Source organism: Halomonas cerina (assembly GCF_014192215.1).
Classification (GTDB): domain Bacteria; phylum Pseudomonadota; class Gammaproteobacteria; order Pseudomonadales; family Halomonadaceae; genus Halomonas; species Halomonas cerina.
In genome coordinates this window covers 102,104-119,712 of record NZ_JACHXP010000002.1, presented here as the reverse complement: position 1 = coordinate 119,712, position 17,609 = coordinate 102,104, and the positions used below count along the sequence as shown (strand labels likewise).

General features: G+C 68.3%; 13 protein-coding genes. 2 read left to right on the top strand and 11 right to left on the bottom strand.

What is annotated here, in order from left to right:
• Positions 1-122 precede the first annotated feature (122 nt).
• The 5 genes from hrpA to FHR94_RS02500 all read right to left on the bottom strand — a co-directional run bounded on the left by hrpA (position 123) and on the right by FHR94_RS02500 (position 9,212).
• Positions 123-4,142, bottom strand: coding sequence for an ATP-dependent RNA helicase HrpA (hrpA, locus tag FHR94_RS02520; RefSeq protein WP_183324042.1), 4,020 nt, complete (start codon positions 4,140-4,142; stop codon positions 123-125).
• Between the two features lie 211 nt (positions 4,143-4,353).
• The gene (locus FHR94_RS02515) at positions 4,354-6,027 is read right to left on the bottom strand and encodes an AMP-binding protein (protein ID WP_183324041.1); all 1,674 of its coding nucleotides are present in this window, start codon (positions 6,025-6,027) and stop codon (positions 4,354-4,356) included.
• Between the two features lie 116 nt (positions 6,028-6,143).
• The gene (locus FHR94_RS02510) at positions 6,144-6,929 is read right to left on the bottom strand and encodes a class II glutamine amidotransferase (RefSeq protein ID WP_183324040.1); all 786 of its coding nucleotides are present in this window, start codon (positions 6,927-6,929) and stop codon (positions 6,144-6,146) included.
• Positions 6,922-8,751 (bottom strand): vWA domain-containing protein, encoded by a 1,830-nt coding sequence (locus FHR94_RS02505; protein ID WP_183324039.1) that lies wholly within the window; start codon positions 8,749-8,751, stop codon positions 6,922-6,924. The genes FHR94_RS02510 and FHR94_RS02505 overlap by 8 nt, the downstream gene beginning before the upstream one ends.
• A gap of 29 nt (positions 8,752-8,780) precedes the next feature.
• Positions 8,781-9,212 (bottom strand): hypothetical protein, encoded by a 432-nt coding sequence (locus FHR94_RS02500; RefSeq protein ID WP_183324038.1) that lies wholly within the window; start codon positions 9,210-9,212, stop codon positions 8,781-8,783.
• A 71-nt stretch (positions 9,213-9,283) separates the two neighbouring features.
• Between FHR94_RS02500 and FHR94_RS02495 the strand changes: the two genes are divergently transcribed.
• The gene (locus FHR94_RS02495) at positions 9,284-11,395 is read left to right on the top strand and encodes a S9 family peptidase (protein ID WP_183324037.1); all 2,112 of its coding nucleotides are present in this window, start codon (positions 9,284-9,286) and stop codon (positions 11,393-11,395) included.
• 20 nt (positions 11,396-11,415) lie between these two features.
• Here the strand turns inward: FHR94_RS02495 and FHR94_RS02490 are convergent, their stop codons facing one another.
• From FHR94_RS02490 to dnaX, 6 genes are all read right to left on the bottom strand, one after another.
• A complete protein-coding gene (locus FHR94_RS02490) occupies positions 11,416-11,865 on the bottom strand; it encodes a YcgN family cysteine cluster protein (RefSeq protein WP_183324208.1) in 450 nt (149 codons plus the stop codon).
• A 128-nt stretch (positions 11,866-11,993) separates the two neighbouring features.
• Positions 11,994-12,305, bottom strand: a complete 312-nt coding sequence (locus FHR94_RS02485) for a YcgL domain-containing protein (protein ID WP_183324036.1) — start codon at positions 12,303-12,305, stop codon at positions 11,994-11,996.
• Positions 12,302-13,432: a ribonuclease D gene (gene rnd / locus FHR94_RS02480; RefSeq protein ID WP_183324035.1), complete on the bottom strand. Its 1,131-nt coding sequence runs from the start codon at positions 13,430-13,432 to the stop codon at positions 12,302-12,304. Before rnd ends, FHR94_RS02485 begins: the two co-directional genes overlap by 4 nt.
• A gap of 33 nt (positions 13,433-13,465) precedes the next feature.
• Positions 13,466-14,071, bottom strand: a complete 606-nt coding sequence (gene recR, locus FHR94_RS02475; protein WP_183324034.1) for a recombination mediator RecR — start codon at positions 14,069-14,071, stop codon at positions 13,466-13,468.
• A 22-nt stretch (positions 14,072-14,093) separates the two neighbouring features.
• A complete protein-coding gene (locus FHR94_RS02470; RefSeq protein WP_183324033.1) occupies positions 14,094-14,420 on the bottom strand; it encodes a YbaB/EbfC family nucleoid-associated protein in 327 nt (108 codons plus the stop codon).
• Positions 14,421-14,480: 60 nt separating this feature from the next.
• Complete coding sequence (dnaX, locus tag FHR94_RS02465) at positions 14,481-16,361, bottom strand: DNA polymerase III subunit gamma/tau (protein WP_183324032.1); 1,881 nt, start codon at positions 16,359-16,361, stop codon at positions 14,481-14,483.
• 189 nt (positions 16,362-16,550) lie between these two features.
• Here dnaX and FHR94_RS02460 point away from each other — a divergent pair, with 189 nt between their 5' ends.
• Complete coding sequence (locus tag FHR94_RS02460) at positions 16,551-17,603, top strand: sodium:calcium antiporter (RefSeq protein ID WP_183324031.1); 1,053 nt, start codon at positions 16,551-16,553, stop codon at positions 17,601-17,603.
• Positions 17,604-17,609 lie beyond the last annotated feature (6 nt).

Sequence of the window (17,609 nt, the reverse complement as noted above, 5' to 3'; positions counted from 1 at the left end):
TTGTCATCGGCGACACACCATGACACGACCGGCAACCGGATCGTCGCGATCGAGACAGACAGCGATGAGCGACCCTGCTGCCCGGGGACGAGGACCAGGGTCGGGAATGATGGCGGGCCACTTCATGACCGTCCCCCCGTGAGCTCGGTCCAGCGACGCTCCAGGCGTTTCACCGATACCGGCATGCAGGTCCCCAGCTGCTGGGCGAAGAGCGAGACACGCAACTCCTCGATCCACCAGCCAAACTCGCGCAGTGCCGGATCCTCTACGCCCCCCCGACGCTCGCTCTCGCGGCGAGCCGCCAGGCGGGCCTCGAACTCCTGCACCTGCTGCATGTGCATTTGGTCACGCATGCGCTCCCGGGGCGCCTTCTCCAGGCGGATCATCGCGGCCTCCATGTAGCGGGGATATTCCGCCAGCCACGCCCCCGCCTCACTGACGAAGCCGGGATGTACCAGACGCTGCATCTGGGCCTTCAAATCACTGTATACCAGCGCCAATGACAGGTTGAGGTTCCCCTTCAACGCCTTGGTCACCCCCAGATGCCCTTCCAGCGCCTGCCTGAGCGTGTCGACCAGCGCCTCGGCCCGGGGCAGCAGATCGGCCCGCGTCGACTCGAGACGCGCCTCCAGCTCGCTTCTCGAGCGCGGGAGGGGGTCCGTGGCCACCACCTGCCGGAAGACGGCGGAGACCACGTCGTCGATCAGCTGCCGCTTGCTGCCCACCTTGGCAAACAGCAGCGCGCAGGTCTCGAGCCCCTTGAGCCGCTCGATGGCCCGCACCTGGTCCGGCACGCGGTCCATGGCCGCACGCACCACGCCCTGCCGGTGTGCCTCACGCGCCTTGTCGGGATGGTCGAAGAGCTCGACCCGGAAGGCGCCATCCTCGGGCACCAGGGCCGGGAAGGCCTCCACCCGGATGCCGGCCTGGGTGGTGACCCGCGATTCGGGCAGTGGCGTCTCGGGCAGCGCCGTGAGCTCGCCTTCGCCACTGGCCTGCATGGCCAGGGCCCTTGCCCCCTCCCCTGCGGCGTCCTCGAACCGGCGCTCCAACTCGCGGGCATCGCGCCCCTGTCCCAGCACCCGGCCTTCATGATCCACCACCCGCAGGTTCATCACCAGGTGGGGGTCGAGCTGGTCGAGGCGCCAGTCATCCGGGTGCACGCGCACCCCGGTCTTGCGGCGCAGGAACTCGCCCAGGGCCTCGGTAAGCGGGACATCGTCCGGTGTCATGGCGTCGAGCGCCGCATCCACCCAGTCGGGAATCGGCACCACCTGGCGGCGGATCGCCTTGGGCAGCGACTTCATCAGCGCGATGCACTTCTCGCGCCGCAGGCCCGGCACCAGCCACTCCAGTCGCGCCACCGGCAGCTGGGGCAGCATGGCCGCCGGCACCGTCAGGGTCACGCCGTCGTCGACCGCGCCCGGCTCGAAACGGTAGCTGAGGGGGTAGCGCACGCCTCCCAGCACGAGCTCATCCGGATAGTCGTCCCGGGTGACCTCCTCGGCGTGCCGCGCCAGCAGGGCCGAACGGTCGAACTTGAGGATATCGGGGTTCTCGGCCTCGGCCTTCTTGCGCCACGCCTCGAAGCCCTTGCCGGTATGGATGTCCTCGGGAAGGCGCTCGTCATAGAAGGCGAACAGGGTCTCCTCATCGACCAGAATATCACGCTTACGGGCCCGGTCCTCGAGATCCTCGACCTCCTCGATCAGCGCCCGGTTGTGGGCGAAGAACGCACCGCGGGTCCTGAACTCCCCCTCCACCAGGGCGCGGCGGATAAACAGCTCCCGGGATTCCCGAGGCGCGATGGGCCCATAGTGGACGCGGCGCCGGCTGACGATCGGCAGCCCGAACAGCGTGACCTGCTCGAAGGCCACCACCTGGGCGCGCTTCATTTCCCAATGCGGCTCCGCGTAGCTGCGCTTGACCAGGTGGCCGGCCAGCGGCTCGATCCACTGGGGTTCGATCCTGGCCACCGTACGGGCGAAGAGCCGCGACGTCTCCACCAGTTCGAAGGCCATCACCCACTTGGGGGACTTCTTGGCCAGCCCCGACCCCGGGTGGATGACGAACTTGCGGTTGCGCGCCCCCAGATACTCGCGATTCTCGGTGGCGAGGCCCAGGTGGGACAGCAGCCCCGTCAGCAGCGCCTGGTGCAGTGGCTGGGCATTCCGGCGACGGGTCTCGGCCGACGCCTGCTCACTCTCCTCGCCGGTCTCGGGGCGAGGCGACGGTGGCGGCACCTCGATCTCCATGTCACGCAGCAACTGACGCAGCTGACGAAAGGTATCGTGCCACTCGCGCAGGCGCAGATAGTTGAGGTAGTGATCCTTGCACCAGCGCCGCAGGCGATTGCCCGACAGCTCCTCGCGGGCGGCCTCGAAGCCGTGCCAGAGGTTGAGCAACGCCACGAAGTCGGAGTCGGGATCCTGCCAGCGGCGATGGGCCTGGTCGGCGGCCTGGCGTTTGTCGGCCGGCCGATCGCGGGGGTCTTGCACCGCCAGCGCCGAGACCACGATCAACACCTCACGCAAGCCGCCCTGCTCGGCCCCGGCCAGCAGCATGCGCGCCAGACGTGGATCGATGGGCAGCCACGCCAGCTTGCGCCCCAGCGGCGTCAAACGGTTGCCCGCGTCCACCGCGCCCAGCTCGAAGAGCAGCCGGAAACCGTCGGTGACGAAACGTGAATCGGGCGGGTCGACGAAGGGGAAGGCCTCGATCTCACCAAGCTTCAGTGACAGCATCGACAGGATCACCGAGGCCAGGTTGGTGCGCCGGATCTCGGGGTCGGTGAAGGCCGGCCGGGCGAGATAGTCCACCTCGTCATAGAGACGGATGCACACCCCCTCGGCCACCCGGCCGCAGCGCCCCTTGCGCTGGTCGGCGCTGGCCTGGCTGACCGGCTCCACCGGCAGGCGCTGGATCTTGGCCTTGTAGCTGTAACGGCTGAGGCGCACCAGGCCCGGGTCGATGACATAGCGGATACCCGGCACGGTCAGCGAGGTCTCGGCCACGTTGGTGGCGAGCACGATACGCCGCCCCGCATGGGATGCGAAGACCCGATTCTGCTCGGCATTGGAGAGCCGTGCGTAGAGCGGTAGGATCTCGGTGCCCTTGAAGTCGGCCCGGCGCAGGGTGTCGGCCGTCTCGCGGATCTCGCGCTCGCCGGGGAGGAACACCAGAATGTCCCGCGGGCCTTGGAACCAGCGCTTCTCGCGCTCGATCGCCTCGATCTCCTCCACCGCATGCAGGATGCCCTCCTGCAGGGTGCGGTCCTCCTCGTCCTCGGCCTCGCGTACCAGGGGCCGGTAGCGGACCTCCACCGGGTAGGTACGGCCCGTGACCTCCACCACCGGTGCCGGCCGATGGTGGCCTGTGGCATCGGTAGTGCCGAAGTGCGCGGCGAAGCGCTCGACGTCGATGGTCGCCGAGGTGATGATCACCTTGAGGTCGGGGCGTCGCACGGTCAGCCGCTTGAGGTAGCCAAGCAGGAAGTCGATGTTGAGGCTGCGCTCGTGGGCCTCATCGATGATGATGGCGTCATAGCGGCGCAGGTCCGGGTCGTGGCGGGTCTCGGCCAACAGGATGCCATCGGTCATCAGCTTGACCAGGGTGTCGTCACGGCTCTGGTCGGTGAAGCGCACCTGGTAGCCCACCTGCTCGCCCAGGGGCACGGCCAACTCCTCGGCCAGGCGAGCGGCCACCGAGCGGGCCGCCAGCCGCCGCGGCTGGGTATGGCCGATCAGGCCGCGTCGCCCCAGGCCGAGCTCCAGGCAGAGCTTGGGCAGCTGAGTGGTCTTGCCCGATCCGGTCTCCCCCGCCACCACCACCACCTGGTGGTCGCGCAGGGTCTCGAGGATCTCGGCGCGGCGCTCGGCCACCGGCAGCTCGGGCGGGTAATCCAGGGTGACCGGCCGCTCCCGGCGCCGCTCGACCAGCCCCCGGGAGCGCGCCAGCGCTTCCTCGACCTGACCCAGTCCACGATCCACGGGCTTACCTTCCTTGAGGCGCCGGGCGAGGCCATTCAGGCGCTTCTCCAGGATCGGCACGTCACGCCGCATGGCGTCATCGAGCTCACGGCGCAGGGCACGGAGCCGGTCGGCATCGGAAAGGGTCGCGGTATCGAGGGAGGCGGTGGTCACGTCGGGCTCGAGAACTCCAGAGAAGGCGGTGAAGGGCCAGGTCACAACGATAGGCCGCTTCGGTAGCGAAACGGGCAGAGCATTGTAACGCCGCAACGCCGGCCACGCCTACTCGCCACCATTGAGACTGACTATGGCATGGCGACATCGGGACTATGGGCTCCTTTCCCACACACGACAGCGTCCTGGGCCGCACGCGCTGTCGCCACCGTTATCCGGACTTTTCCATCTGTTCCTCGCGAAGCTGGCGGCGCAGGACCTTGCCCACATTGGTCTTGGGTAGCTCCTCGCGAAACTCCACGGTCTTCGGCACCTTGTAGGCGCTGAGTTCCTTTTTGCACCAGGTGCGCAGTGTCTTGGCGTCGAGGTCGGGATTCCGGCTCACGACGAAGAGCGTGATCGCCTCGCCGCTGGCCTCGTCCGGCACGCCCACCGCCGCCGCCTCCACCACGTCAGGATGCATGGTCACGACGTCCTCGATCTCGTTGGGATAGACGTTGAAGCCGGAAACGAGAATCATGTCCTTCTTGCGGTCGACGATGCGGATGTAGCCATCCGCCTGCAACACGGCGATGTCGCCGGTGCGCAACCAGCCCTCGGCATCGAGGGTCTCTGCCGTTTCCTTATCGCGCTGCCAGTAGCCCTTCATCACCTGGGGGCCCTTCACGCAGAGCTCGCCGGCCTCGTCGACCGGCAGGTCATGCCCGTCCATGTCCACGACCTTTACCGAGGTATCGGCCACCGGCTTGCCGATGGTGCCGAGCTGAATGGCATCGGTGGGGTTGAAACTGACGATGGGCGAGGTCTCGGTGAGCCCGTAGCCCTCGGCGACCGGACAACCGGTGACCTCCTCCCAGCGCTGGGCCACGGCCCGGGTCAGCGCCATGCCGCCGGAGATGGTCAGGTGCAGCCGCGAGAAGTCGAGCCGGCGGAAGTCCTCGCGGTTGCACAGGGCATTGAACAGGGTGTTGAGGCCGATAAAGCCGGTGAAGGACACCCCCTTCAGTGTCTTGACGAACCCGGCGAGGTCTCGGGGATTGGGGATCAGCACCGAATGGTTGCCGGTCTCCATCATGAACAGGCAGTTCACCGTGAAGGTGTAGATATGGTAGACCGGCAGCGGTGCGATGATGGTCTCGGCACCCTCGGAGAGTTCCGGGCCGATCGCCTGGCGCGCCTGAAGCATGTTGGCCACCAGGTTGCGATGGGTCAGCATGGTCCCTTTGGGCAGCCCTGTGGTGCCGCCGGTGTACTGCAGGGCGGCAAGATCGTCGGCCTGGCGACGGGTTTCACGATGCGCGTGCCCCGCCCCCTGCTTCAGGGCCGCCCGGAAGGCCACCGCCTCCGGCAACCGGAAGGCGGGGACCATCTTCTTGACATATTTCACCGCCGCATTGATCAGTTGTCGCCTGGGGAAGGCGTGCAGGTCGGCGAGTTCGGTCACCACCGTGTGGCGGATGTCGGTACGCTCGAGGATCCTCTCGAGCTTGTCGGCCATGTTGGCCAGGATCACGATGGCCTTGGCCCCCGAGTCCTTGAACTGGTGGGTCATCTCCCGCTCCGTGTAGAGCGGATTGGTGTTCACCACCACCAGGCCGGCGCGCAGCGCGCCGAACACCGCCACCGGGAACTGCAGCACGTTGGGCAGCTGGATGGCGATGCGGTCCCCCGGCTCAAGGTCGGTCGCGTGCTGCAGCCAGGCCGCGAAATGGGCCGAGAGGCGATCGAGTTCGGCATAGGTCAGGATGCGCCCCATGCAACTGAAGGCCGGCTTGTCGGCGAAGCGTTCGACGGAGGCGTGAAAGATATCCATTACCGAGGCGTACTGCTCGAGGCCTTCCAGGGCCGGGCCGGTCAGGATGGCAGGGGTGGCATGTTCGCTCATCAAGGCTCTCTCCACGTGCGGTCGAATCCGGGGTCGACCTTGTTGTCCGTTGCTGTCCGGGCCTGGCGGATCCGGCTGGCTGGCCCGGCGTAAAGCGAATGATTGCAACCGGTGTTTCAAGGCGCGGCGTCAAGGCGCGCCTCGATCACGCCATCGCGCCACACCAGCAGCTCCCCCGGCCGCATACGCACCCAATCCTCATTGTCGGTAAGGGGTTCGGTAGCGATCACCGATACCACATCGTCGGGGGTGGTGTGCTCGGCGAAGTTCACCGTAAGCTCGGCGTCCGAGAGGCTCGCCCGTCCGAAGGGCGCCCGGCGGGTGATATGGGCAAGCTTGGTCGAGCAATAGGTATAGAGGTAGTCGCCGTCGGCCAGCAGCAGGTTGAAGACCCCCAGGCCGCGCAGCCGCTCGCATAGCCGATGGAGCCGCTGCCAGAGGGCCTGGCAGTCAACCGGAGGCTCGGGGAACTCCCGACGCAGCTCCCCCATCAGCCAGCAGAAGGCATGCTCACTGTCGGTGCCGCCCACCGGCCGATAGAAGGTCAAGGGCAAGGCGGACCAGTTGCTCAACTGGCCATTGTGGGCATAGCACCAGGGTTGCCCCCACATCTCGCGGGTGAAGGGATGGGTATTGGCCAGGCAGATCTGGCCCACATTGGCCTGGCGGATATGGCTGATCACGATACGGGACTTGATCGGATACTCGCCGATCAGCCGGGCGATCGGCGAATGGAGCGAAGGATGAGGATCACGGAAGTCGCGATAGCCCCCCTGCTCATAGAAGGCGATGCCCCAGCCATCACGGTGCGGTCCTGTGCCACCGCCCCGATGCAGGAAGCCGGTGAAGCTGAAACAGATGTCGGTCGGCACGTTGGCGCTCATCCCGAGCAGCTCACACATGGGGCTCCTCCCGCTTGTGCGTGGGGGAAGAGCGACGACGGCGCACCCATGGCAGGACCAGCAACGGCAACAGGCACAGGGCCACCACCGCCCACAGGCGAGGATCGCGCAACAGGCGCGTCAGCCCGGGCAGCCCCGCTTCCCACCAGGCCAGCACCTGACGCGGCGCCGCATTGACCAGCTCGACGAAGCGGTCCGCCGCATTGGGCACGGCCGGTCGACGGTGGCTGTCCTCGGCGTCTCCCGCCAGAGATTCGGCGGTCAGGGTGGGGTCAGCAAGGTCCGTCTGGGCGATACCGATGCGGCCCTCGGGGTTCAGCATTAGCGGGGGGAAGCTCAGCTCACGGGTCTCGCCTCCCAGGGTCACCCTGGCGGTCAGCCGCAACGGCTGGCGAACGTCGGGGTCGAGTTCGGGCAGGACGATATGCCAGCGTGCCCGGCCGGCCACCTCGGCCGTCAGGGGCTCGCCCAGTAGCTCGGCGCGGATCTCGGTGTTGTCGGCATCGAGCCCGGGATGCTCGGCGACCAGCTCGACCCGGCCGAGGCGGGCATCGTGGGCCACCTCGATCGCCGGCAGTACGTTCACCGCCTGGACCCGCTGCCGATCGAACCCTTCCCCCCGGGCCCGGATCACCAGACTGGCATTGCCGGTCAGCGCCGGGGCCGGCAGGCGGCCACGGAAGCGCCCGTCTTGCGTCGCGGTGAGCTCCATCGAGGACTGCACCTCGCCGTCCTGATCGCGCAGGGAGACCGACAGCGACAGCGCCTCCGGCAAGGCACTGGTGGGGCCGTCGTCCTTCTCCACCCAGGCCTCCACCGGCACCTCGAAGCCGCGGTAGAGGGTGGCGGGCAGGGGCGATGTCCGCAAATGCACCGGCGAGGAGACATTGATGCGGCTCTTATCGCCCACCGGCCCCTCCAGACGCCACTCGCCGGCGGCCGGGTCGGTCCGGCGGATCAGATCGAAGCGCGGCTCCACCTGCCAACGCAGCGCCTCGGAGGCATCCTCGGCGCGATAGCGCGTCCCGTCCGGGGCCACCAGGGAGAGCGGCGCGTCACCGGGCGCGTGGAACACCAGGGCCGAGAAACTGCCCACCTCATCGTCGATGACGAAGCGACCATTCTCCAGGGGCACCTGGTCGGCGGGAAAGATCCGTTCGATGATATCCAGGAAGGCGCCCAGCAACGCCTCGGGAGACGCCACCACGGCGGCCAGGCCGCCGCTGACCTGGGCCAGGCGCTCGACGAGCGCCAGGTCCGCCTCGTCGGAGAAGGCGATGGCGTGCACCGCCACGCCCTGACGGGCCAGCTCGGGGGCCAGCTCCTCGACCAGACGGCGACGGGAGGCAACATCGATGGCCGGCTTGTCGCCACGCCCCGGCGGCAGGTCGATGACCCCATCGGTCAGCAGGATCAGGTGTCGCCAGCCGCTGGCCTCGGGGGCGGCGGCCCGGCGCAGGGCCGTCTCGATGTCGGTGTACTGCTGATAGGCCTGCAGGGCCGGGGGCAGGGCCAGGGCCTGGTCACGCCACTCCTCCCCCACCTCGCCCAGCGGCAAGGGGTTGGCGACCTCCTCGCCGAAGGTCCAGACACCGGCGCTCACGCCACTGGGCAGCAGCGCCACCAGCAGTTCGATGGCACTCACGGCCAGCCGCTCCGGGTCGTGCTCCTTCATGCTTCCCGAGACATCCACCATCACCCGGACATCGGGTTGCTCGTCGAGGGCCTGCCCCCAGGCCGGCGCCAGAGCGCCTCCCCAGAGCCCGACCCACAGCGTCAGGGCTCCAACGACCAGCCTGAAGATGTCACGCGTCGTTATCATCTCGCCCTCGCTTTGGCCCGCGCCGTGCTTCAGCCGATCACCGGCTCACGACGCCTGGCCTCGTCCTTTTGGCTGGGTGTCGCGCCACGCGGACGATGAGGCGTCTTCCCCTCGGCCCGGCGTTGCCTTTGCCAGCCCAGCAGACCACCCAGCAAGGCACCGACCAGGGCCCCCGCCGCGACCAACAGCGTGGCGGGCAGCATGGCCGCGGCATCGTTCTCCAGGAACGTGATCGCGGCCACCACCACGGCTGGCGCCAGCCCCGTATAGAACTCGCCCTCTTCCAACAGGGGGAGTCGGAAGCTTGCCGGTACCCACATCACCCCGGCTACCGCCCAAGTCACCACCAGGCGCGGCAGACGGGGCAGGAAGGCCAGCCCCAGGTAGCCGGTCAGCAGGACCACCAGCGACAATACCGCATAGACCAGCCATAGTAGGGACATCGAATCCGAGATCAGCATCAATACCTCGTCGTCTGTGCGTCCACGCCGCACGTTGTTGAAATCACATCGAGTATGGTACATCCCGCCACATGAAAGCACAGCCACCACGTGACCCCAGCCAGTCCACCGCTACTCCGGCACCGAGCCCCGTGAGCCGATTCCGGCGTCCCGACGACCCCGAATGGCACTGGCTAGAGCAGCGTGACGACCCCGAGGTGACGGCCTTCCTCGAGGCCGCCAACGCGGCGTCGCGCCGCTGGTTCGCCCCCTTCGAGGATCTCGTCGAGCGGCTCTACCATGGCCACCTGGCGCGTCGCGAGCTGGCCGTCCACGGGCTCAAGACTCCCCTGGACCACTACACGGTGTGGAGCGAGACGGCCGCCGACGCCGACTACCCGGTCTGGTGGCGCCACCCCAATGACGATGCCGAGGCCGCCGAGTGCTTCCTCGACCTGCAGGCCCGAGCCAGCGAGTCGCCCTTTCTCGAGATCGGCGACATGGCCCTCTCTCCCGACGAGGCGTGGCTGGCTTGGACCGAGGATACCCGCGGCGGCGAGACCTATGCGCTGCTGCTCAAGCGCCTGCCCGACGGCACCCCGGTCCGGCTGCTGGAGGAGATCGGTCCCGAGCTGACCTGGGCCGAGGACAACCGCACGCTGCTGTTCACCCGCTTCGACGCGACCCAGCGCCCCGACAGCGTCTGGTGCCTGCCGCTAGAGCTGTCGGGCGAGGCCCCGACCGCCGGGACACCGGTCCAGGTGATTCGCGAGGAGGACCCCGAGTTCTGGGTGGGACTGGGCAAGACCCGCTCCCGGGAGTGGCTGGTGCTGGAGAGCGCCTCCAAGGACACCAGCGAGTGTCACCTGATCCCGGCGCGCACCCCGGCGGCTCCCCCGCGCTGTTTCCGGCGACGCGAGAGCGGCGTGGAGTACGCCCTCGATCATCGTCCCGGCCATTTCTATGTGCTGCACAATCGCCAGGCCACCCACTTCCGGCTCGACATGGCCGATGAGGCCCGACTGGATCAGGCTGGCGACGCCGAGACCTGGCAGCCGCTGATTCCCCATCGGGACGACACCACCCTGGAAGGGGCCGATGCCTTTGCCTGGGGGCTGGTGGTCACCGAGCGCGACCACCACCAGGCGCAGGTCCGCCTGCGGGTCATCGAGCTCGATACCGGCCACGCCCTGACTCGCGACGAGCGCCTGCCATTGCCGGAAACACCCTGCAGTGTGGCGCTTGGCGATACGCCCCATTTCGATGAACGACACCTGCGGTTGCGTGAGGAGTCCTTCACGCTGCCGGTGACCTGGATCGAGCACGACCTCGATAGCGGCGAACGCCGTCGGCTCAAGCAGCAGCCCGTCCACGGCGACCTGAGGCCCGACCAGCTCGCCTGCGAGCGACTCTGGGCCCGCGCCCACGATGGCGAGCGCATTCCTGTCTCGGTGGTCATGCGGGCCGACCTGGTCGGTCACCCCCTACCCACCCTGCTGTATGGCTACGGGGCCTACGGCGAGGTCCTCGATCCCTGGTTCTCGGTGGCGCGCCTGGAGCTCCTGGCCCGTGGCGTGGCCTTCGCCGTGGCCCATGTGCGCGGCGGCGGCGATCGCGGTGAGCCTTGGTACCTGGCCGGCAAGCTGGAACACAAGCAGAACAGCTTCCGCGACTTCCTCGCTGTCCGGGATGCCCTGGTGGCCAAGGGCTTTAGCGACGGCGAACGGATCGCCGCTTATGGCGCCAGCGCCGGCGGTCTGCTGGTCAGCGCCAGCCTCAACCTGGCCCCGGAGGCCTTCTGCGCCGCCGTGCTCGACGTGCCCTTCGTCGACGTGCTGCGCACCATGGAAAACCCCGACCTGCCGCTGACCACCGCCGAGTACACCGAATGGGGCGACCCCCGCGAGCCCGAGACCCGTCGCCGCATTCGCGACTACTCGCCGCTAGACAACCTCACCGCTCAGCCCTGGCCGGCGGTCTTCCTGCAGGGCAGCTGGCACGACACCCGGGTGCCCTACTGGGAGCCGGCCAAACTCTACGCCCGGCTTACCGAACTGGGCACAGCGCGTGGCCCGGTGCTGCTCAGAACCGACATGGACGCCGGCCATGGTGGCGCCTCGGGCCGCTTCAAGGCCTGGCACGACAACGCCCGCCAGGACGCCTTCCTGCTCTGGGCGCTGGGCATGGAGAATCGCGAGAGTTGAGGCCCGCCCGGCCCCGCCGCTCACCCGTCGATGGGCAGGATGGCGATGATATGGTCCTCGAGTTCTTCCTCGGGGACCTCGCGTTGCGACACCGCGAAGCTGCGCACGCTGATGCCCTTGCGATGCATGCGTTCGGGCCCGCCGGCGATCAGCGGGTGCCAGGCGGCGAGCTTGCGCCCCTCCGCCACCCGCCGGTAGGCACAGGACTTGGGCAACCAGCGAAAGTCGTCGATGCGCTCGGGGGTTAGCTGCGTGCAGTCCGGCACCCGCGCGAAGCGGTTCGCATAATCGCCGCAGCGACAGGAGCCGATGTCCAGCAACTCGCAGGCCACGTTGAGCACCGCCAGGTCGCCGGTGTCCTCGTCCTGGAACTTGAGCAGGCAGCACTGGCCACAGCCATCGCACAGCGCCTCCCACTCCTCGGTGGTGAGCTCCTCGAGATCGAAGCGCTCCCAGAATCGTTCTCTCATCATCACCGTCGCCGGTCGTTCAGTGGCAAACAAGCCACGAGCAGCGGGCCCCGGGCAGCGAGCGATTCATCGCAAAGTTGTCTCGCCCGTAGCCCGTAGCCCGTAGCCCGTAGCCCGTAGCCCGTAGCCTAGTATTTCGCCTCGCTGGGGGTCTTGTACAGATCCAGCAGGTACTCCTCCTTGGCGGGCGGCAACTGCAGATAGTAGCCCTTGTCGCGGATGGCCGCCATCACGTCCGCGGCCGTCGCCCGGCCGAGGCGCCGCTCCGGGGAGAGGATCAGGGTCATCGCCGGCAGCGGCCGGCCGAAGCGCTCGAGCAGCGCCTCGGGGACCTCGGCAAGCCCCTGGCGTTTGTCCACGTAGAGATACATCTCCTCCTTGCGGGGGCTCTTGAACACCTCGCAGAGCAGCTTGTCGCCGCGCATCCGGTCGTCACTCATGAGTTGGCCACCTCGTCCAGGGCCGCCTCGAGGCCCGCATTCAATCGTTCGCCACGCCAGCCATCGGGCAGCGGCAGCGGCTCATCCAGCAGGTGGGCACTCACCAGGGCCTCCAGGCTGCGGCGTCGCAGCAGCACCTCCGGGGCGATACCCAGTTCCTCGGCCTCGTCGTTCACCACTCGCTTCAGTGCCTTGAGACGCTGCTTGAACGCCGGCTCCATGGGCGAGAGCGGCGCCGGAGGCAGTTCGGCCTCGTCGAGATGGCGGACCTCACGCACCCGCTGCAGCAGGGCATCACCCTCGCGCTTGATCATGGGCGGGGTGACCCCCTCCACACGGGCTAGCTCGTGGCGATTCTCCGGCAGCGCCTCGGCGATGGCATAGAGGACGCCATCCTTCGCCAGCCAGCCCCGCGGCAGGTCGCGGCGCCGGGCTTCCCCCTCACGCCAGCGGGTCAGGCGCCGGTAGGTTTCCACCTGGCGGGGCGCGAGCCGCCACAGCTGACGATGGCGCCGGTACCACTGGCCATCGGCCTCATGGCTGCGCGCGGCCTGGGCCACCAGGTCGGCACAGTCCGCCTCGACCCAGGCCAGGCGGCCACGACGCTCCAATGCCTCACGCTGGTGCTGCCACACCTTCAGCAGGTAGACCACGTCGAGGGCGGCGTAGCGCTGCTGGGTCTCGCTGAGCGGGCGCTTGAGCCAGTCGGAACGGGTCTCGTCCTTGGGCAGGGTCTCGCCGACCCAGAACTCGACCAGCTTCTGGTAGCCCATGGCGGGCACCTCGCCGAGCAGCGACTGGGCGATTTGAGTATCCACCAGCGGCGCCACCGCTACCCCGGCCCAGTGGGCGAAGACCTCCAGATCTTCACTGGAAGCATGCAGCAGCTTGAGCGGCCCTTGGGCGAGCAGGCGACGGAAGGCCTCGGTACAGGCGACCTCGAGGGGGTCCACCAGGTAGGCGGGACCGCCGGCGGTGAACTGGATCAGCGCCGGCACGGGATGGAAGGTCTTCTCGCGGAAGAATTCGGTATCCAGGGCAATCACGTCGGCCTTGGCCACCTCGGCGCAGGCGGCATCCAGGGCGTCGGGCGTGTCGATCCAGCGTATTTCGGGGGTCAGGGGCATGCGGGGGTCCGGCAAGCAAAGGGGTATCGGGGCTCACTCGCCCCGGAAGGGCAGGCGGCCGTTGAAGGCGCGGCTCAGGGTGCCGCCATCGACATACTCGAGTTCGCCGCCCATGGGCACACCATAGGCCAGCCGCGAGAGCTTGATACCCAGCGGGGCGAGCTGGGTGGCGATGTAGTGGGCGGTGGCCTCGCCTTCCACCGTCGGGTTAGTGGCCAGGATCACCTCCTCGACACCGCCCTCGGCGAGGCGTCCCTCGAGCTGGTCGAGGCCGATGTCCTCGGGGCCGATACCGTCCAGCGGCGAGAGGTGCCCATGCAGCACGAAGTAGCGGCCCCGGTAGCCGCCGGCCTCCTCGATGGCCAGCTGATCCGCCGGGGACTCCACCACGCAGAGCACCGCATCGTCACGCCGCGCGCTCTGGCACAGCGTGCAGATCTCCTCCTCGGTGAGGGTACGACAGCGCCGACAGTAGCCGACCCGCTCCAGCGCCACGCCCAGCACTTCGGCCAGCCGCCGGCCACCATCGCGATCACGCTCGAGCAGGTGCATGGCCATGCGCTGAGCGGTCTTGGGGCCCACCCCCGGCAGCACGCGCAGCGTCTCCATCAGCCGCTCGACCAGCGGAGAGAAGCTCATCGGCAATCCGTCTCGGCGTCGCTCAGAACGGCATCTTGAAACCGGGCGGCAGATTCAGGCCCGCGGTGGCTTCCTCCATCTTGGCCTTGGTGTTGGTCTCCACCTTGCGCACGGCATCGTTGACCGCGGCGGCCAGCAGGTCCTCGAGCAACTCCTTGTCCTCCTCCATGACGCTGGGGTCGATATCGACCTTGCTGACGTCATGGCGACCGTTCATGGTCACCTTGATCATGCCGGCCCCGGCCTCGCCGGTCACCTCGGCACGGGCGACCTCCTCCTGGGCGCGCTGCATCTTCTCCTGCATCTCCTGGGCCTGCTTCATGATGTTGCCCATTCCACCCTTCATCATGGGAATTACCTCTCGCGATTGGTGTGGTCGTTGACTGGTGTCGTGGTTCGCAGGCGGCGCTCAGCAGCCGCGCGCCTCGGGTTCGGCGGGCTTGACCGTGGCTTCGATCAGCCGCGCGCCGAAGGCCTGCTGAAGTTTCTGTACATGCGGGTCGCGATGCAAGGCTTCAACCGCCAGGGCGTGACGCTCCGCCGTCAGCCGATCGGCGCGTTGCCTGGGTGTCTCGACCCCCTCGGGCAGGTCACCGGGCTCGAGCGTCAGCCGACGCTCGATGCCGGATGCCGCCAGCGCCTCGCGGATACGGGTCTCGTGGACCTCGGCATTCATCACCGCCTGGGAAGGATCCAGGCGCAGGGTCAACCGCTCGCCGTCATCACTGTCGACCACGCAATGGGCCGCCAGGTTGCGGGTTAGGCCGCCCAGGCCCAGGGTTTCGAAGCGCTCGAGCCAGGCGGCGTGGGTCAGCGCCCCCGGGGCAGACCCCTCGCCGGCCGGTTCGGCCGCCATGGCCGCCTCGGCCACAGGCGCCGACACCGCTGCAGAAACCGGCGGGCTGGACGTCCCCGGTGTCCCGTCCTGCTGGCGGCTCTCCGGGACCGGCTCGGGCATGGCCGGCGTCACAGGCGCCGTGCGGGCGGTGGCCGAGGCTGTCGGTGTCGCCTCGGGCTCGGGTACGGTCTCTGGCAGCGGGTCGACCCAGGGCGGTGGTGCCGCGTCTTGGGGGGTATCGGGCGCGGCCTGGGGGGCCGGACGCGTCTCGGGCATGGCACCGCTTTCGCCCTGTCCGGGGGCCGTCTGGCCACGCATCGGCAGCGGGGTCTGCGGCGGCTTGGGCACGCCCTGGGGCCGGAAGGCCAGCATGCGCAGCAGGGTCATCTCCAGGGCCGTGCGCAGGTCCGGGGCATGGGTCATGTCACCCCGCCCCTGGATGCCGATCTGGTAGTAGAGCTGGATGTCCTCGGCGGTGAAGCGGCCGGCCAGGGCCAGCAGTTCGTCGCGGTCGCCGTGGCCGTTGTCCAGGGCCTCGGGCACCATCTGGGCGATGGCCAGGCGATGCAGTACACCGGTCACGTCATCGAGCACGGCGGCGAAGTCCGGTCCCTGTTCGGCCAGGGCGGCCACTTCGGCGAGCACCCGGGCGGCGTCCACCTCGGCCAGGGCCTCGAGCAGCGCCAGCACGTGGCGATGGTCGAGGGTGCCCAGCATGGCCGCCACATCGGCATGGTGCACCACCCCCTGGCCGAAGGCGATGGCCTGGTCGGTGAGGCTCATGGCGTCACGCATGGAGCCCTCGGCGGCCTTGCCCAGCAGCCACAGGGCGCTCTCTTCGAAGGGCACCGCCTCGGCCTCGAGCACCGTGGCGAGGTGGCCGACGATACGCTCCGGCGGCATGTGCTTGAGGGTGAACTGCAGACAACGCGACAGCACCGTGGGCGGCAGCTTCTGCGGGTCGGTGGTCGCCAGCAGGAACTTCACGTGGGGCGGCGGCTCTTCCAGGGTCTTGAGCAGCGCGTTGAAGCTGCTGGTGGAGAGCATGTGCACCTCGTCGATCAGGTACACCTTGTAGCGCCCCTGGGTCGGCGCGTACTGCACATTGTCGAGCAGCTCGCGGGTATCCTCCACCTTGGTACGCGAGGCCGCGTCCACCTCGATCAGGTCGACGAAGCGTCCCTCGTCGATGGCCTGGCAGCTGTCGCAGGCACCGCAAGGGGTCGAGGTCACGCCCTCGTCGCCGCGACCCTTGGCGGTGCAGTTCAGGCACTTGGCCAGGATCCGCGCCAGCGTCGTCTTGCCCACGCCGCGGGTGCCGGTGAACAGGTAGGCGTGGTGCAGCCGCCCTTGGTCCAGGGCGTTGACCAGCGCCCGCTGGACGTGTTCCTGACCGACCAGTTCATGGAAGGTACGCGGTCGCCACTTGCGGGCCAGAACCTGATAGCTCATGCAGCGCGGGATCCTTGCGGTTGGAAACGGCGGCCTCGGGGGAGTCGCGGCGTCTTGGGCCGGGTGAGGCTCGAGGACTGGACCCACCATTCTAGCGACTGGGGCGGGTCGCGGAAAGCGACGCCGCCGGGAAGCGGTGCCCTGTTTCTGTTACCGTCGGCCAGGGTTTCCCACGTGCAAGGAGGCACCATGGTCGATATCCTGACCTGGACCCTGGTGGCCGTGGTGGCCACGGCGATCATCTGGCGGGGCAGCGGGTTGCTAGAACGCGCCAGCGAGCGGCTCTCGGCCTACTACGAGCTACCGGACATCGTGCAAGGGGCCATCGTGGTGGCAATCGGGTCGAGCTTTCCCGAGCTCTCCACCACGGTGATCTCGACCCTGTTGCACGGCGAGTTCGAGCTCGGGGTGGCCGCCATCGTCGGTTCGGCGCTGTTCAACATCCTGGTGATCCCGGCCCTCTCGGGACTGGCCAGCCCCACTCCCCTGCAAGCCAATCGCGACCTGGTCTACAAGGAAGCCCAGTTCTACATGATCGCGGTGGCGGTGCTGACCCTGACCTTTGCCTTCGCCGCCATCTACCATCCTGTGGCCCCCGAGCCCCTGGCATCCGAGAGCCGGACGATCCAGGGCGAGATGACACGCGCCCTGGCCCTGATGCCAGTGGCCCTCTACGGGCTCTACCTGTTCGTGCAGTACCAGGACACCCTGGAGCACGAGACGGAGGTCGACAAGGGCGATATCCGCCCCGGCCGCGAATGGGGCCGGCTGGCGCTATCGCTGGTGGTGATCGTGATCGGCGTCGAGGGACTGGTGCAGGCCGCCCTCCACTTCGGCGAGATCTTCGAGACCCCCAGCTTCCTGTGGGGGATCACCGTGGTGGCCGCCGGCACCTCGATCCCCGACGCCTTCGTGTCGATCCGTGCCGCGCGTCAGGGCCGCGGGGTGACCAGCATCGCCAACGTGCTGGGCAGCAACACCTTCGACCTGCTGGTGTGCATCCCCGCCGGGGTGCTGATCGCCGGCACTGCGGTGGTGAACTTCTCCGTTGCCGCCCCGATGATGGCCGCCCTCACCGCGGCCACGGTGGTGCTGTTTTTGATGATGCGCACCCGGATGATCCTTTCGCGCGTCGAGAGCGTGGCCCTGCTTGCGCTCTACCTGGTCTTCCTGGTCTGGATCGGCGTGGAGACCTTCGGGGTCATCGACTGGGTGCCCAACCTGCCGCCGGCCCCCGCCTGAGGCGAG

What these genes read in the sequence shown, in the direction of transcription:
- FHR94_RS02515 (WP_183324041.1), bottom strand. Translation starts at nt 6,027, where the DNA reads ATGAGCGAACATGCCACCCCTGCCATCCTGACCGGCCCGGCCCTGGAA.
- FHR94_RS02510 (WP_183324040.1), bottom strand. Translation starts at nt 6,929, where the DNA reads ATGTGTGAGCTGCTCGGGATGAGCGCCAACGTGCCGACCGACATCTGT.
- FHR94_RS02505 (WP_183324039.1), bottom strand. Translation starts at nt 8,751, where the DNA reads ATGATAACGACGCGTGACATCTTCAGGCTGGTCGTTGGAGCCCTGACG.
- FHR94_RS02500 (WP_183324038.1), bottom strand. Translation starts at nt 9,212, where the DNA reads ATGCTGATCTCGGATTCGATGTCCCTACTATGGCTGGTCTATGCGGTA.
- FHR94_RS02495 (WP_183324037.1), top strand. Translation starts at nt 9,284, where the DNA reads ATGAAAGCACAGCCACCACGTGACCCCAGCCAGTCCACCGCTACTCCG.
- FHR94_RS02490 (WP_183324208.1), bottom strand. Translation starts at nt 11,865, where the DNA reads ATGAGAGAACGATTCTGGGAGCGCTTCGATCTCGAGGAGCTCACCACC.
- FHR94_RS02485 (WP_183324036.1), bottom strand. Translation starts at nt 12,305, where the DNA reads ATGAGTGACGACCGGATGCGCGGCGACAAGCTGCTCTGCGAGGTGTTC.
- rnd (WP_183324035.1), bottom strand. Translation starts at nt 13,432, where the DNA reads ATGCCCCTGACCCCCGAAATACGCTGGATCGACACGCCCGACGCCCTG.
- recR (WP_183324034.1), bottom strand. Translation starts at nt 14,071, where the DNA reads ATGAGCTTCTCTCCGCTGGTCGAGCGGCTGATGGAGACGCTGCGCGTG.
- FHR94_RS02470 (WP_183324033.1), bottom strand. Translation starts at nt 14,420, where the DNA reads ATGATGAAGGGTGGAATGGGCAACATCATGAAGCAGGCCCAGGAGATG.
- dnaX (WP_183324032.1), bottom strand. Translation starts at nt 16,361, where the DNA reads ATGAGCTATCAGGTTCTGGCCCGCAAGTGGCGACCGCGTACCTTCCAT.
- FHR94_RS02460 (WP_183324031.1), top strand. Translation starts at nt 16,551, where the DNA reads ATGGTCGATATCCTGACCTGGACCCTGGTGGCCGTGGTGGCCACGGCG.